Annotated in this window: 17 protein-coding genes and 1 pseudogene; 8 read left to right on the forward strand and 10 right to left on the reverse strand. The window is 66.0% G+C overall.

The genetic code is table 11. From position 1 onward, the window contains the following. Positions 1–28 precede the first annotated feature (28 nt). From ASV56_RS08525 to ASV56_RS08540, 4 genes are all read right to left on the reverse strand, one after another. Positions 29–376, reverse strand: coding sequence for a hypothetical protein (locus ASV56_RS08525; RefSeq protein ID WP_062561597.1), 348 nt, complete (start codon positions 374–376; stop codon positions 29–31). Positions 377–466: 90 nt separating this feature from the next. Then, on the reverse strand, positions 467–1,315 hold the full coding sequence (locus ASV56_RS08530; RefSeq protein WP_062561598.1) for an NAD-dependent epimerase/dehydratase family protein: 849 nt from the start codon (positions 1,313–1,315) through the stop codon (positions 467–469). After that, positions 1,312–2,148 carry a glycosyltransferase gene (locus ASV56_RS08535; RefSeq protein ID WP_062561599.1) on the reverse strand — a complete coding sequence of 279 codons (837 nt, stop codon included), beginning with the start codon at positions 2,146–2,148 and terminating at the stop codon, positions 1,312–1,314. Before ASV56_RS08535 ends, ASV56_RS08530 begins: the two co-directional genes overlap by 4 nt. Next, positions 2,145–3,362: an NAD-dependent epimerase/dehydratase family protein gene (locus ASV56_RS08540; protein ID WP_062561600.1), complete on the reverse strand. Its 1,218-nt coding sequence runs from the start codon at positions 3,360–3,362 to the stop codon at positions 2,145–2,147. The genes ASV56_RS08535 and ASV56_RS08540 overlap by 4 nt, the downstream gene beginning before the upstream one ends. 153 nt (positions 3,363–3,515) lie before the next feature. On the opposite strand from ASV56_RS08540, the gene ASV56_RS08545 reads away from it, so the two are divergent. The 6 genes from ASV56_RS08545 to ASV56_RS23525 all read left to right on the forward strand — a co-directional run bounded on the left by ASV56_RS08545 (position 3,516) and on the right by ASV56_RS23525 (position 8,910). Then, positions 3,516–3,962, forward strand: coding sequence for an RrF2 family transcriptional regulator (locus ASV56_RS08545; RefSeq protein ID WP_017999077.1), 447 nt, complete (start codon positions 3,516–3,518; stop codon positions 3,960–3,962). Between the two features lie 151 nt (positions 3,963–4,113). Further along, positions 4,114–4,965: a shikimate dehydrogenase gene (locus tag ASV56_RS08550; RefSeq protein ID WP_062561601.1), complete on the forward strand. Its 852-nt coding sequence runs from the start codon at positions 4,114–4,116 to the stop codon at positions 4,963–4,965. Further along, positions 4,962–5,558, forward strand: coding sequence for a dephospho-CoA kinase (gene coaE / locus ASV56_RS08555; protein WP_062561602.1), 597 nt, complete (start codon positions 4,962–4,964; stop codon positions 5,556–5,558). Before ASV56_RS08550 ends, coaE begins: the two co-directional genes overlap by 4 nt. Then, complete coding sequence (gene dnaQ / locus ASV56_RS08560; protein ID WP_062561603.1) at positions 5,551–6,267, forward strand: DNA polymerase III subunit epsilon; 717 nt, start codon at positions 5,551–5,553, stop codon at positions 6,265–6,267. Before coaE ends, dnaQ begins: the two co-directional genes overlap by 8 nt. 73 nt (positions 6,268–6,340) lie before the next feature. After that, positions 6,341–7,210: a YihY/virulence factor BrkB family protein gene (locus ASV56_RS08565; RefSeq protein WP_253879927.1), complete on the forward strand. Its 870-nt coding sequence runs from the start codon at positions 6,341–6,343 to the stop codon at positions 7,208–7,210. 365 nt (positions 7,211–7,575) lie between these two features. Beyond that, the gene (locus tag ASV56_RS23525) at positions 7,576–8,910 is read left to right on the forward strand and encodes a hypothetical protein (RefSeq protein ID WP_156429111.1); all 1,335 of its coding nucleotides are present in this window, start codon (positions 7,576–7,578) and stop codon (positions 8,908–8,910) included. A gap of 109 nt (positions 8,911–9,019) precedes the next feature. On the opposite strand, the gene ASV56_RS08570 is transcribed toward ASV56_RS23525, so the two are convergent. From ASV56_RS08570 to ASV56_RS22680, 4 genes are all read right to left on the reverse strand, one after another. Then, a complete protein-coding gene (locus tag ASV56_RS08570; RefSeq protein WP_062561605.1) occupies positions 9,020–10,801 on the reverse strand; it encodes a sensor histidine kinase in 1,782 nt (593 codons plus the stop codon). A 9-nt stretch (positions 10,802–10,810) separates the two neighbouring features. After that, complete coding sequence (locus ASV56_RS08575; RefSeq protein ID WP_017999071.1) at positions 10,811–11,404, reverse strand: RNA polymerase sigma factor; 594 nt, start codon at positions 11,402–11,404, stop codon at positions 10,811–10,813. A gap of 5 nt (positions 11,405–11,409) precedes the next feature. Then, on the reverse strand, positions 11,410–11,556 hold the full coding sequence (locus tag ASV56_RS08580; RefSeq protein WP_017999070.1) for a NepR family anti-sigma factor: 147 nt from the start codon (positions 11,554–11,556) through the stop codon (positions 11,410–11,412). A 42-nt stretch (positions 11,557–11,598) separates the two neighbouring features. After that, a protein-coding gene (locus ASV56_RS22680; protein ID WP_123130128.1) for an IS5 family transposase occupies positions 11,599–12,386 on the reverse strand; the annotation gives its coding sequence in 2 pieces (ribosomal slippage) (positions 11,599–12,050 and positions 12,050–12,386; 789 coding nt in all). 116 nt (positions 12,387–12,502) lie between these two features. Between ASV56_RS22680 and ASV56_RS08595 the strand changes: the two genes are divergently transcribed. After that, a complete protein-coding gene (locus ASV56_RS08595; RefSeq protein ID WP_062561606.1) occupies positions 12,503–13,306 on the forward strand; it encodes a response regulator in 804 nt (267 codons plus the stop codon). Between the two features lie 105 nt (positions 13,307–13,411). Here ASV56_RS08595 and ASV56_RS08600 read toward each other — a convergent pair whose 3' ends face one another. Further along, entirely contained in the window at positions 13,412–14,386 is a 975-nt protein-coding gene (locus ASV56_RS08600) for an NAD(P)H-dependent flavin oxidoreductase (RefSeq protein ID WP_062561607.1), read from the reverse strand. Positions 14,387–14,458: 72 nt separating this feature from the next. Next, the gene (locus ASV56_RS23530) at positions 14,459–14,686 is read right to left on the reverse strand and encodes an aldo/keto reductase (RefSeq protein ID WP_253879993.1); all 228 of its coding nucleotides are present in this window, start codon (positions 14,684–14,686) and stop codon (positions 14,459–14,461) included. A 29-nt stretch (positions 14,687–14,715) separates the two neighbouring features. Here ASV56_RS23530 and ASV56_RS22685 point away from each other — a divergent pair. Then, positions 14,716–14,856 (forward strand): annotated as a pseudogene (locus ASV56_RS22685) (BrnA antitoxin family protein); the annotation flags it as partial. Between the last annotated feature and the right edge of the window lie 357 nt (positions 14,857–15,213).

The raw sequence follows: 15,213 nt of genomic DNA on the forward strand, positions 1-15,213 counted from the left end.
CCGAACCTAGCCTTGCTGCGCGGCGCTGTCACCCCGCGACGCGCCAATAGCTGCTGGGCGTGTGCATCAGCGGCAGCAGCGCAAAGCCGGCGGCAGCGAGGCACATCAGCGCGCTGAGGTTCAGCCCGGCGAAGCGGGCCGCGACAAGCTGGCAGGCCATGAACAGGCCGCATCCGGCCAGCATCGGCGCCCAGCCCTCGCAGCGCGAGCGCAGAGCCAGCACCGCACCCAGGGCCGCCAGCGCCAGCATGGCCCAGGACAGCGGCGACATGACCGGTTGCAACCGGTTCAGCGGCAGGCCGCCAAGCGAAAGGGCAAGGAGATAGCCGGCCATGACAGCAAAGGACAGGCCGCAAAGGATCGAAAGCACGCGCATAAGCAACAAACCTCGTGCAGGGAAACAACATCCTCGTGTACGGGCTTTTTCTGGCGCAGGACCGCTGTCCGGGCAAGAGTCCTGACGATTCTAATCTAATTTGTCGGCGATTTCTTGCTCAGGTTGTATTTGCGCAACAATCTCCGGCAGATGCCGGCGCAGCAGGGGCAGACCGCCGGGGCGCCAGCCCAAGGCCTGCAAGCGTCGGCTCAGCGGCCGGCGCAGCGGGCGCGGGTCGCCGGGCGGCGGCAGCGGGGTGGCGCAGCCGGTCAGGCGCGCGACCTCGGCCAACAGGTCGCGGCGGTCCAGCACCAGGTCGCCGACATTGTAACTGCCTGACATTGCATGATCTTCCAGCACGGCCAGGGCGGCGCGGCCCAGGTCGGCGCCGTGCACCTCGGTCGCGACAGCGGGGGCGGGGGTGGTGCCGGCCAGGAAATCCGCGATCAGCCCGGCCCATTTCTGCGGCAGGCCGGGGCCGTAGACTCCGGTCGGGCGCAGGCTGGCGGTGCGGAAATCGGAGGTCGCGAGGGCGGCAAGGGCGACCTCGGCCTGGGCTTTCACTTCGCCGTAAAGGCTTGTCGGCGCGGGGGAAAGTTCGTCTGGCAGCTCCATGCCGGCGGGGTGGCCGTCGTGGACGGCGCGGCTGGAGAGGAACAGCACGCGGGCCACGCCTTGCGCGCGGGCGGCCTGGAACAGCGCCAGAGAGCCGTCGAGATTGGCGCGGATGAAACCTTGCGGATCGTCGCCCTCGCCGCCGCGATAGCGGCCGGGGATGTGTTGGAAGGCGGCGTGGATCAGCGCATCTTTTCCTGACAGATCAACGGGCTGGCCCAGGCGCCAGCCGGGCAGGGGGTCGAGGTCGTGGCCGGCCTCGACCGCCGCTCGGGCGATCCAGCGGCCGACGAGGCCCGAGGCGCCGGTCAGCGCGATCTTCATGGCTGCGCCGGACCCGGCAACTCGCGCGGATCGGGCACCGACCCGTCGCCGGCATGGGCCTGCCAAAGCTCGATCAGGGGGCGCAACGCTTCGGCCTTGGCGTGATTTTGCCAAGGTTTTTCATACTGATAGTGCAGGACGCGGATGTCCTGCCAGCGCCAGAGTTCGGGCAGGTTCAGCCAGACATATTGCAGCATATTGTCGAAAACCGGCAGGCCGTGCCAGTTCGGGAAGAAATGTTCCAGAAAGGTCTGGTCGGTGCGGCGCCAGAAGCGGCCGGGCTGGTCGAGTTCGGACAGCATCCGCGCGAAGGTTTCCGGCGACGGGCGGGCCGTGAACACGCCCGAATTCAGGCGGTGGAAATCGGCCAGGCTCTCGTAAACATTTGGCGCGGCTGAGAATTCCGGGTAGTCAAACAGCCGGTCGATGTTTTGCAAGACCAGCGCGTCGGCGTCGATGAACACCACGCGGGCATAATCCAGCTGCCAGAGCCGCAGCTTGACGAAATTATCCAGCGGCGTGTGAAAGGGCGGCTTTTCGCCCTTGGTGAAGGGGGCGATGCCATGCACCCGGTCGCGGGCATGCAAGGCGTTGAAATCGCTGGAGGTGGGCAGCAGATCCGCGTGCACCGCGCGTACACCGAGCGTACACAGCTCGTCGATCAGATTTTCCGGCAGCTCGGTATAGAGCAGCACCAGGTCGGCGGTGGTGCCGGTGCGCTTGAGCGACTTGAACAGTGCCCGCGCCCCGGTGACGTAATCCGGGTTGGTCGCCAGCGTGACAAAGGCGCGGTCGGACCGCGCCTTGCCTGTCAGATGCAGCCCGGAACTCACGATACGGAACGCAGCCTGCGGCCCTCGGGGTCGTGCTCGACGCGCTTGGCGATGTCGCGGGTCCAGGCCGAGACCGCCGGCACGCGCGAGCGGTCGATGCGATGGGCGTATTTCCGCGCCACCTCGACCACCTCGGAGAGCAGGCCCTCGGCCAGGGTGATCGGTTGCAGGCCCAGCGCCAGGAACTGGTCGTTCTTGACGATCAGGTCGTTCTCCTCGGCCTCCTTGCGGGGATTCGGCAGATAGGCGACCTCGGCGCCGGTCAGGCGCGCGACCAGCTCAGCCAGGTCGCGGACGCGGTGGGTCTCGGTCATCTGGTTGAAGATCCGCACCCGCTCGCCCGCCGCCGGGGCGTCCTGCAGCGCCAGTTCGATGCAGCGCACCGAATCCTGGATGTGGATGAAGGCGCGGGTCTGGCCGCCGGTGCCATGCACGGTCAGCGGATAGCCGATGGCGGCCTGGATCAGGAAGCGGTTCAGCACCGTGCCATAGTCGCCGTCATAGTCGAAGCGGTTGATCAGCTGCTCGTGCCGGCGGGTCTGGTCGGTGTGGGTGCCCCAGACGATGCCCTGGTGCAGGTCGGTGATGCGCAACCCGTCGTTCTGGGCATAGAACTGGAACAGGATCTGATCCAGCGACTTGGTCATGTGATAGACCGAGCCGGGCCGCGTCGGATACAGAATCTGCTGCTGGCGCGGGCCGGCGGGCGTGTCAATCTGCACGTCCAGATAGCCCTCTGGGATCGGCGCGCCGACGCTGGAATAGCCATAGACGCCCATGGTGCCCAAGTGGACTAGATGCGCGTCGATGCCGGTTTCGACCAGCGCCGCCAGCAGGTTATGCGTGGCGTTGGTGTTGTTGTTGACCGTATAGACCTTGTGGCGGTCGGTCTTCATCGAATAGGGCGCGGCGCGCTGCTCGGCGAAATGGATCACCGCATCGGGACGGATCTCGCTGAGCCAGGACTTGAGACGCTCGTATTCCGTCGCCAGGTTGAGCAGGTGGAAATGGATGCGCCGCCCGGTTTCCTGATGCCAGATCCGACAGCGTTCCTGGATGGAATCCATCGGCGTCAGCGACTGCACGCCCAGTTCGGTGTCGATCCAGCGCCGCGACAGGTTGTCGAGGATATGGACCTCGTGGCCCAGGTTCGACAAATGCAGGGCGGTGGGCCAGCCGACGAACCCGTCTCCACCCAGAACGGCAATGCGCATGTTGATCTCCCCTTGGTGCTGCGCGGCAGGAATGCGCGGCCAATGTGTCAAAACTATGACGTTCTGGCGAAGGTTCCATGGCGATGCCAGAGGGGCGCGCGAAATCTTGCCGAAGAGATTGCATGATGTGGCAGGCAAGACTAAGGATTCGTTATGATCTCGCAGAAGACGAAATATGCCATCAAGGCCCTGCTGGCGCTGGCCGACGAGGTCGCCGCGGGCGGCCATGCGCTGACGATCGAGGAGATCGCGCAGCGTTCCGGCGCGCCGAAGCGTTTTCTGGAGCATATCATGCTGGAGCTGCGCAACGCCGGCTATGTCGGTTCGCGCCGCGGCCGGGCCGGCGGCTATGTGCTGATCAAGCGGCCGAAGGAGATCTCCATCGGCGAATTGTTGCGCCAGGTCGACGGGCCGATCGCGCCCCTGCCCTGCCTGTCGCGGCGCTCCTACCAGCGCTGCGAGGATTGCGAGGACGAGGCCAGCTGCCGACTGCGGCGCATGTTCGGCCAGGTGTTCTGGTCCTATCTGCTGCTGATCGAATCGCTGACGCTGGAGGACCTGGTGGCCGAGGGCGACCTGCCCGAGATGGGCGCGATCTGAGGCGAGGCACAGCCGGGGGTTGCATTCCTGCCATGGCCCCGCGACGGCCGGGGCGATACGTCTTGACCCCGGGTCGGGCCATCTGCACTTGTCGGTTCAACAGGAACCGGCCGGGGTCCGCGCCCCGGTTGCCAGACGCGCAAGGTAGGCCATGCCCGAGACCGACTCCGCCGCCCCCCGCAACACGCCGCTTGCCGCGGTGCTGGGCTGGCCCATCGCCCATTCCCGCTCGCCCCGGCTGCACGGGCATTGGCTGCAACGCTATGGCATCTCCGGGCATTACGTGCCGCTGCCGGTGATGCCCGAGCACCTGGCCGAGGTGCTGCGCGCCATGCCGCGCATGGGTTTCGTCGGCGCCAATGTCACCATCCCGCACAAGGAGTCGGTTCTGGCGCTGGCCGATGTCGTCACCGACCGCGCCGCGCTGATCGGCGCCGCCAACACGCTGATCTTTCGCCCCGACGGCAAGATCCATGCCGACAATACCGACGGTTACGGCTTCATCGCCAATATCCGCCAGATGGCGCCGGACTGGATTCCGGACCTGGGGCCGGCGGCGGTGATCGGCGCCGGCGGTGCGGCGCGGGCCGTGGTCGCCTCGCTTCTGGAAAGCGGCGTGCCCGAGCTGCGCATCGCCAACCGCACCCGCATCCGGGCCGAGCAGATCAAGGCCGAGTTCGGCGCCAAGGTCGTGGTCTATGACTGGGCGCAGGCCGGCAACATGCTGGAGGGGGCGCTGACCGTGGTCAACGCCACCTCGATGGGCATGGCGGGCAAGGAGGCGCTGCGGGTGCCGCTGGACGCGCTGTCGCCCGACGCGCTGGCCACCGACCTGGTCTATACGCCGCTGATGACGCCCTTCCTGGTCGAGGCGCAGGCGCGCGGCTGCCGCGTGGTCGACGGGCTGGGGATGCTGCTGCATCAGGCCGCGCCGGGCTTCGAGCGCTGGTTCGGCCGCCGCCCCGAGGTCGACGAGGCCTTGCGCGCGGCCGTGCTGGCATGAGCTTCCGGCTGGGCCTGACCGGCGGCATCGGCATGGGGAAATCCACCGCCTCGGGGATCTTTCGCGCGCTGGGGCATCCGGTCTGGGACGCGGATGCGGCGGTGCACCGGCTTTACGCCCCGGGCGGGGCGGCGGTGGCCCCGGTCGCGGCGGCCTTTCCGGGCGTGCTGCGCGACGGCGGCATCGACCGCGCCGCGCTGAAGGCGCAGCTGGCGGCCGATCCGGGCGGATTCGCGCGGCTGGAGGCGATCGTGCATCCGCTGGTCGCCGCCGACCGCGCGGCTTTCGTCGCCGCGCAGGGCGATGCGCCCATCGTGGTGCTGGACATCCCGCTGCTCTATGAGGGCGGCGCGGAGCGGCAGATGGACGGGGTGGCGGTGGTCTCGGCCCCGCCCGAGGTGCAGCGGGCGCGGGTGCTGGCGCGGCCGGGCATGGACGCGGCCGGGCTCGCGATGATCCTGGCGCGGCAGATGCCGGATGCGGACAAGCGGCGCCTGGCCGACTGGGTGATCCCGTCCGAGACGCTTGACGGCGCGCGGGCGGCGATCATGGACATCTGCGCCGAGATCATGGCAAAACGCCGCCATGCGTGAGATCGTCCTGGATACCGAGACCACCGGCTTCGACCCCGACAGCGGCGACCGCATCGTCGAGATCGGCGCCCTGGAGCTGATGAACCACCTGCCCACGGGCCGGACCTTCCATGTCTACATCAACCCCGAGCGCCCGATGCCGCAGGAGGCCTTCGAGGTGCATGGCCTGGGCGACGATTTCCTGCGCGACAAGCCGCGCTTTGCCGAGGTGGCCGCCGACTTCATCGCCTTCATCGGCGAGGACGCCCGGCTGGTGATCCACAACGCCCAGTTCGACATGAAATTCCTGAACTGGGAGCTGAGGACGGCGGGCTATCCGGTGATGCCCCATACCCGCGCCGTGGACACGCTGGAGATCGCCCGGATGCAGTTCCCGGGGGCGCAGAACTCGCTGGACGCCTTGTGCCGGCGGTTCCGGGTCGACAATTCGGGGCGGACGCTGCACGGCGCGCTTCTGGACAGCGAGCTTCTGGCCGAGGTCTATCTGGCGCTGCGCGGCGGCCGCCAGCCCGGGCTGGTGCTGGAAAGCGCCGGGCAGAGCGTGGCGGTGCCGAACGCGGTGGCCGCGCCCCTGGCCCCGCGCGGGCCGCGGCCCCGGGCGCTGGCGCCGCGCCTGACCGCCGACGAGGCTTTGGCCCATGCCGCCTTCGTCGCGAAACTGGGCGAAAAGGCGGTGTGGCTGCGCTACAGCGCCGGGGAAAACCGCTAGGCTCCGGAACCTTTCTGGCGGCCCCGGCGGTTTTCCTGCCAGGATGGCCAGGACGCGATGCGAGGACGGGAATGTGATCAGGGATTGGTGGCTGTTCCTTCAGGCGATCTTCGAGCGCATGGACAAGATCCACATGACTCTGATCGCGGCGGGCGTGGCCTTCTATGCCATGTTCGCGGTCTTCCCCGGCCTGGCGGCGCTGTTTGCGCTGTGGGGGCTGTGGTACGACCCGCAGCAGCTGGAGCAATATGTCCATGCCACCGACGAATTCATCCCCTCGGGCGCGGCGGACATCATCTATGGCCAGATCAATTCGCTGATCGCCGCCGGGCGCACGCAGCTGGGCTGGACCACGGCGATTTCCTTCCTGATCGCGACGATCTCGGCCCGGCAGGGGGTCGGAGGCCTGATCCAGGGGCTGAACGCCGCGCATGGCGTGCGCTCGCATCCGACGATCTGGGGCTTCATCCTGGCCTATCTGCTGACGCTGGTCATCGTCGGCGTGATCGCGCTGGGGCTGGCGACGATCATCCTGGTGCCCATCGCCTTCAACTTCCTGCCCGACGTGCCGCTGCGGAACTGGCTGATCGGCTCGGTGCCTTGGATGGCGATCTTCTTCATCGTTCTCTTGGTGATCGGCATCATCTATCGCTACGGGCCGAACGTGAAGACGCCGCGCACGCCGATCTTCACCTGGGGCTCGGTCTTTGCGGCGCTGGCCTGGGCCGGGGTGTCCTACGGCTTCTCGGCCTATCTGGCGAGCTTCAACAGCTACAACCGCATCTATGGCTCGATCGGGGCGGTGATCGCGCTGTTGATGTGGTTCTACCTGGGCGGGTTCACCGTGCTGTTGGGCGCGATGCTGAACCTGGAGCTGGCGCGGCGGCGGCGGTTCCTCGCGGCACGGAAGCTGCGGCAGGCGGCGCGGGGGGACGGGGGGTGAGGATGCAGGTACTGTGGTTGTGGTGAATCTTTACGGAGATCAGGCCGTCAGCAACAAGACGCGACCTTCCAAGCGCAGTCCCTTACCTGTGCACCAGAAGCGCATTTCGCTGCTGTACCGCAACTCCGAGAACAACTGCTCCAAGCTGGTTGCAGCGAAACTGTGCCTAAGATTCTGCGTGAGACGCAGACGTAAATGAGCAGGATGCTTAGTACCCTGTTGGAATCCGTATTTGTTTGTACCAAGTTTCATAGTCAAAGTCTTTGTAAGTGAAAATTTCCCAGAGGTGCGCTCACCGTTCAGTGTTATGATTGCCGAGGCAATATTTGATTCGGTTTGATCGTTCAATCCGTTCGGAGACCGTCATGCGCCCTTACAGAGTTCTGATTCTGTTCCTGTCATTGATATTCTATGGGCATGAGACGCGCGCGCAAGACCGCGCTACCATTATTGCCTGTTGGCAAAACGGCGCTACCAACATCATGCTGATGCAGATGTGCTCCGGCGAAATAGTGCCGGAAAATGTCCTGATCTCCTGCCTATCAGGCGGCCCCTGCGGCAGCATCTCGCAGTCCTTGAACTCAGGGCAATTCTGCGGTGCGCTCGGCCTACCTTTCTGTCCCTTGCCGCAGCCTTGCGGCCGGCCATTCAGCCCCTTCACGATCGCCTGCGGGCCGCCGAGTTTTCCCTACGCACCCGCCTGCGGTGCTCCGCCTTATCCGCCCTGCATTGAGCCACATGCCTGCGGCCTTCCCGGCACCTTTCCCTGTCCTCCTCCAGCCCAAGTGCTGACGAGTCACGTTCCCGGTCTCGACAGTTTCTTAAGCATTGATCCGACCATCGCGTTCATTGCTCCGGGAGGCATGGATCGTTCTCCTGGTCAGAACGGAATCGGAATGCGTTTTGCCGCTCCTTCAATCCCTGACCAAGTAGGGTTGCAGCGATGTTACGAGAACTCATCTACTCAAGAAGAGTTCTTCACATGCGTGACACAGAAGGCATTGCCCGAGGACTACCGGCAGGTTGCAACATGCGTCGAGGAATACGAGGACGATCCGGCCAGGCAAGCGCTCTGTTCGATCGGGAACGATAGCGCGTCAGAAGCCTACGAAAACTATGTCGAGGTAAGGGATTGCATGGAAGAGGAAGGAGAGGATGCATACGATGTCGCAGATTGCCTCGGTCAAAATTTCCTGGGCGAGAACGAGCGATATTATCAGCGCTGCGTTACTGACAACAAGGGCGACCTCTATGCGTCAGCGGCCTGCGCGCTGGCCAAGGATCTCACGCCCGAGCAGCAGATTGCGGTCAACTGCGCGGTCAGGACAGGCGGAAATCCTAAAGCCTTCGCAATCTGCACGGGCGGACAATTGACTGCTAGAGAACTTGGCAAATGCTGGGACCACGGCATTGGAACTGATGAGGGATGCTTCGGTCCCAACAATGACCTGCGGCGGGCTGCGGAGGATGTTCGCGACGGGGTATGCAATGCGATAGGCAGTAACAGTGTGGCTTGCCAAGCCTATGGGTTTTGGCACGATAACGTGTTGATGCCCGGCCCTAACCACGAGGCTGTCAAGATTATCAACAACGGTATGAAAGATATTCAGGAGGGCCCGGGAGAGGGCAATGAATTTGTCAAGGCTGGCAAGGCGGTTGAGGGTGTCTTCCAGTCTGTTGGAAGCGCTCTCGGCTTATAGCGCCTCGAGGGGTTACTGCTATCTCAGTCAGCCTCTCGACTTCCGAAGACGGCATTCTAACTCAAAGCAGACAATGCCGCCGACGCAAGAACGGCAGAAAAATTCCCCCCTAATGCCGCGCCCCCGGCCTGGAGGCGGAGGTCAGCACCACCGGGCCCGGCGTGCCGGTTTCGCGTTTCGCCAGGTTCTCGACCCGGAACCGCAGCCGCAGCAGATAGCGGCGGTCGTCGGCCTCTTGCGTTGCCTCGCCCTCCAGCTGCATGGCGAAGGCCTCGATCAGCTGGCTGCCGAGGCCGGTGCTTTCGGCAACGCTCGCGGCGCCGACCGAGTTCTCGACCTCGAGCACGGCGTGATGCGGGCCGTCCATGCCCAGTTGCACCCGCACCCAGGGCCGGGCCTGCGGATCGGCCACGCCGGAATATTTCAGCGCATTGGTAAAGGCCTCGGTCGCCAGCAGCGTCAGCGGCACCGCCTGGTCGGGCATCAGCACCAAAGGCTCGAGCTGTGTCTCGATGCGCAAGCCGCCGCCGGGCCCGACCGAGGCATTGGCCATCTGGTTGATGATGTCGCTGATCAGCCGGTCGGCCTCGACCGAATCCAGGTGCTCGGCCTGGTAAAGGTTGCGATAGATCGTCGCCAGCGAGGCCACCCGGTCCTGGACCGAGCGCAGCACCCGGCGCGCGTCGTCGTGGTCGATCATGCGGATCTGCATGTTGATGATCGAGGCGATCAGCTGCAGGTTGTTCTTGACCCGGTGATGCACCTCTTTCAGCAGCACGGTCTTTTCGTTGACCGCCGCCTCCATCGCCTCTTCGTCGCGGATCAGGATGCGGGCCATGTTGTGGAAGGTCTGGCTCATGTCCTCGATCTCGGCCGGGGCGTCGGTCAGGACCGGCGGCGGGGCCGAGCGGTCGCCGATGGCGAAGCGGCGCATCTGGCCGCGCAATTCGCGGATATGGCGCAGCACCAGGCGATAGACCGCGAAATAGGCCACGACCAGCGAGGCCGCCCACAGGATCAGGGGCAGGATCAGCGCCGTGCGCCGGGTGATGTCGATGCCGGCGATGCCGCTGTCGGCGCGGTTCCACGAGCCCAGCGCATAGACCAGGCCCGGCACCACCGGCACGACACTGAACACCCGCCGCTCGCCCGCGCTGGTATAGTCGCGGAAGGTGGTCTCGCTGCGCGACAGCAGCGAGGTCAGCGACTTGTCGCGCGGCAGCACCTCGTCGAAATCCGCCAGGGGCTCGCTGTCGGCGGACAGCACCTGGCCCTGGTTGTTGAAGGTCAGGATGCGGGCGCCGTCGGTGCCCAGTTCGGCGACATGGGTCGAGCGCAGCATGTCATGCGACAGCGAGACGCTGATATAGCCCAAAAGATCGACGCCGCGATAAAGCGGCTGGATCACGATCACCACCGGCAGGCCGCCGACCGCGCCCACCGGGCTGCTGGTGACCAGCGTGCCCGGACTGTCGCGGAACTGGCGATAGGCCGGGTCGTCCGAGACGTCATGCACCCCCGGCATCGAGGAGCATTCCGTGACCCCGTCCAGCCGGGTGAAGCCGGCATAGACGAAGCTGACCGTGCGCTGCACGAAGCCGCGCATGATGTCGGAACAGGCCTGCGGCCGGTCCATGGTTTCCAGCACCGCCGGGCCCAGCGCGTCGGCGGTGCCGAGCGCGCCTTGCAAAAGCGCGCGTTCGCCGGCGGCGGCGGTCGCGGTGCGGCCCAGCAGCGCGATTTCCGAGCTGCGTTCGTATTCGCGCGACAGGTGCAGGGTCTGGATGACCGAGATCAGCCCGATCGGCAGGATCGCCACCGACAAGAGGCCGCCCAGCCGGAAGCCCAGGCCCTTGGTGAATTCCATCCGGTCGAACAGACGCCGCAGCACGGGCGGGACTCAGCGCAGGACGGGGTTGTTCTGCGCCATGACCGCCAGCGTGGCGCGGTCGGTCATCTCGAGCTCCTCGCCCTCTTCCAGGTGCAGCAGCTCGGCCAGGCGGCGGCGGCCGCGGTTGGCGCGCGACTTGACCGTGCCGACGGCGACGCCGGTCATCGAGGCGGCTTCCTCGTAGGAAAAGCCCGAGGCCCCGACCAGGATCAGCGCCTCGCGCTGCTCGTCGGGCAGCTTCTCGAAGGCGTGGCGGAAATCGTTCAGGGCCAGGCGGCCGTCATGCTCGGGCCGCGCGGCCTGGCGGGCGGCATGGATGCCGTCGGTGTCGCTGACCTCGCGCCGGGTCTTGCGCCGGGCGGAATAGAAGGTGTTGCGCAGGATGGTGAAGAGCCAGGCCCGCAGGTTGGTGCCGGGCTGGAACTTGTCGATATGAGTCCAGGCCTTGACGATGGTGTCCTGCACCAGGTCGTCGGCCGAGGCGCCTTCGCGCGTCAGCGACAGCGCAAAAGCCCGCAGCGCCGGCAGATGGTCCACCAATTCGTCCCGAGGGTCGCCATGGCCTTCGGAGCGGGCGGCTTTCGCCGGTTTCTGGAAGGTCATGCGGATTACTCCTGCTCGCGCAATTTGTCGAGCAACTGCAAGAACTTGTCGGGAATTTGCTGGGTGGCTTCCTGTTCATAGACACGCCGCAGATTCTCGTCGATCTGCTTCTCGATCGCGGCCCGCCTGCGTTCTTCCCGCCTCGTATTCATTTTTTAGTTATTCCCGAAAATCTTGTGCGCACCTTGCCTAGGTCATGTTGACAAATGGCGGAGCCAGAGGCGGATCGACGTGATATCGATGAAGCCAAGGAAGCTTTCGGCGGTCTTGTCGTAGCGGGTGGCGACACGGCGAGCGTTCTTGAGCTTGTTGAAGCACCGCTCGACAAGGTTCCGCAGCCGGTAGAGCCTGCGATCGACAGCGACACGGAGCCTGCGAGACTTGCGCATCGGGACCACCGGCAGGATGCTACGCGCCTCCATGGTTTTGCGAACCTTGTCGGAGTCATAGCCGCGATCGGCCAGCAGGATGCAAGGCTCCGGCAGGTTGTCGTCCATGACCAGATCAAAGCCCAGGTAGTCCGATGTCTGGCCCGGCGTGATGTCCGACCTCATTGGCAGCCCGGCAGCATTGACGCGCAGGTGGACCTTGGTCGTGAAACCACCTCTTGAACGGCCAAAACCCTGTCTTGGAGTCCCCCTTTTGCGCCCGCTGCCTGATGATGGGCGCGGATCACGGTGCTGTCGATCATCTGGAGCGCATCCGGCACGATCCGACTTTCGTTCAGCGCTTCGAGGATCTGCTCCCACAACCCCGCCAGGGTCCAGCGCCGGAACTGGCGGTAGACACTGGACCACTTCCCGAACTCTTCTGGGAGGTCGCGCCAAGGAGAGCCGGTCCGCGCGATCCAGAAAATCCCATCAAGAACAAGGCGGTGATTTGCGGGCTTGCGCCCGTTCGGGGCGCGCACGGCCAGAATGAAGCGCTCATGAAACGCCCATTCCTCGTCCGACATCAGGTCTCGTGCCAAGCTGGTCTCCATTGCAGGTACCAGCTTGAATCACGATCAGGCCACCCTGTGAATCCCTTTTGTCAACACCACCTAACCGCTACGTATCCGGTCAAGTTCCAAACAGGAACGTATTTTTCGAGGAAGCCATGTCCGCAGCGGATCTCGCCCAATCCATCAGCCGAGAGCTGCCCTATCTTCGCCGCTATGCGCGTGCGCTGACCGGCAGCCAGACAGCCGGCGACAATTATGCCGCCGCCACGCTCGAGGCCATCCTGGCCGACCGCAGCGCCATGCAGGGCGATGACACCCGCATCGGCCTGTTCCGCACCTTCCACGCCATCTGGCAAAGCTCGGGCCAGCCGGTCGAGGCCGAGGCGCAGACCCCGCGCGAGGCCCGCGCCCAGGCGCATCTGCGCGGCTTGACGCCGAATTCGCGCGAGGCGCTGCTTCTGCGCACCATCGAGGAGCTGCGCTACGACCAGATCGCGCAGGTCATGCAATGCCCGCAGGCCGAGGCCGAGGAGCTGGTGCAGATCGCGCTGAGCGAGATGAGCCAGACGCTGTCCGGCAAGGTCATGGTGATCGAGGACGAAACCATCATCGCCATGGACCTGAAAGGCATCGTCCAGGCCATGGGCCATGACGTGACCGGCATCGCCCGCACCCACAAGGCCGCGGTCGAACTGGCGCATCAGAAGCGGCCGGACCTGATCCTGGCCGATATCCAGCTGGCCGACGGTTCCTCGGGCATCGACGCGGTGAACGAGCTGCTGGCCGACATGGGCGACATTCCGGTGATCTTCATCACCGCCTTCCCCGAGCGGCTGCTGACCGGCGACCGGCCGGAGCCGGCCTTCCTGATCTCGAAGCCCTATTCCGAGGAGCAGGTGCGCTCGGCGGTATCGCAGGCGATGTTCTTTGCCTCGACCGAGGGGCTGGCGGTCAGCTGAGCCCTGGGCGCCGGTTGCGGCGTCGCCGGGGGTATTTGCAGAGCAAAGAAGCCGCGGGCCCCGGGCGCGCGGCTTCTTGAGTATTTGGGAAACGGTGAAGCGCGCTCAGTCGGCGCAGAGGCGGCGGCGGGCGGCGACGTATTCCGTGGCCAGGCGGTCGATGAGTTCGGCGGCCGGGGTCACGGATTTGACCACACCGATGCCCTGGCCCGAGCCCCAGATCTGGCTCCAGGCCTTGGGCTTGCCGCCCGAGGTGGCCTTGTCGAAATCCATCGCCGTGGCATCGGCCGTCGCGAGGTTTTCCGGGTCGAGCCCGGCCGCGCGGATCGACGGCGCGAGGTAATTGCCCGAGACGCCGGTGAAGAGGGCCGAGGTGACGATATCTTCGGCGCCGCTTTCGGCGATCATCTGCTTGTATTCCGGCTGGGCGCTGGATTCGGTGGTGGCGATGAACGGGCTGCCGACATAGGCGAGGTCGGCGCCCATGGCCTGCGCCGCCAGCACGGCGCGGCCGGTGGCGATGGCGCCGGAAAGCAGCAGCGGGCCGTCGAACCAGGCGCGGATTTCCTGGACCAGCGCAAAGGGCGATTGCGGGCCGGCATGGCCTCCCGCGCCCGCCGCGACCGCGATCAGCCCGTCGGCGCCCTTGTCGATGGCCTTTCGGGCGAAAGTGTTGTTGATGACGTCATGCAGCGCGATGCCGCCGCAGTCATGCGCGGCTGCGTTTACCTCGGGCCGGGCGCCCAGGCTGGTGATCCAGATCGGCACCTTGTGGCGGTGGCAGATCTCGATGTCGCGTTCCAGCCGCGCATTGCTGCGATGCACGATCTGGTTCACCGCGAAGGGCGCGGCCGGGCGATCGGGATTGGCCTGGTTGTGGCGGTCGAGCTCCTCGGCGATGCGGGTCAGCCAGGCGTCGAGCAGCGGGGCTTCGCCGGGTTTCTCGCGGGCGTTCAGCGCCGGGAAGCTGCCGACGATGCCGGCCTTGCATTGCGCGATGACCAGGTCGGGCCCCGAGACGATGAACATGGGCGAGGCGACGACGGGGATGCGCAGATGCGACAGGATGGGCGGCAGCATGGGTTCCTCCTTGAGCGGCGGGGCCAGATTGCCCGGCCGGGGCGCGGCTGCCAATGCTGCCGTGGCGTCGGTTCAATAGGGCAGCGGGTGGGCGCGGTGCAGCTGGTCGATGCGGCGCAGCGCGTCCGGGGGCAGCACCAGGTCGATCCCGGCCAGCAGGTGGTCGAGCTGCGCCGTGGTCGTGGCGCCGATGATTGGGATGCAGGCGAAGGGGCGCTGCCGGGTAAAGGCGATCGCCATGTGGATCGGGTCGAGGCCGAGCTCGCCCGCAAGCCCGTGCCAGGCGGCGACGGCGGCGATGGCGCGCGCAGTCCGGCGGCCGCCGAGGTTGCCCTGGCCGCCGGTCTCGAGGTCCCAAGGTCAGCACCACCATCCGGCTTAGCCCCGAGGTGATCGCCTATTTCAAGGCCGGCGGCCCGGGCTGGCAAAGCCGCATAGACGAGGCACTGCGCAAGCTGGCCGGGGTCTGACGCCCTCTTGGAGGATGTGTCCAGACACTTCCGCCGTTAGCGGAAGTGTCGCGGTCCAGCCCCCATCGGGAGCCGACGCTCCCCAGTGGGGAGTGTCGCACGGTTGCAACATCCCCCGTTGGTGGTTGTGCGATAACGCCGTGCGTCCGTCCTGCAATGCAGGTTCTGCCGTGGCGCGCCGCTGGCGCAATGAGAAAGCCCCGGCCAGCATGTGCTGCACCGGGGCTGTGGCGCCGCGCCGACAAGGCCACGGCCGCGCCATGTCGGGGTTATGGGGCACTCGCCGACTTGCCCGGATGCTTCGGCTGATGAAGAGAGGCCAGGCGCATCCCGCCCGTCCGCCCGTCCCGCCCCATG

Source organism: Paracoccus aminovorans, from assembly GCF_001546115.1.
GTDB classification, from domain to species: Bacteria; Pseudomonadota; Alphaproteobacteria; order Rhodobacterales; family Rhodobacteraceae; genus Paracoccus; species Paracoccus aminovorans_B.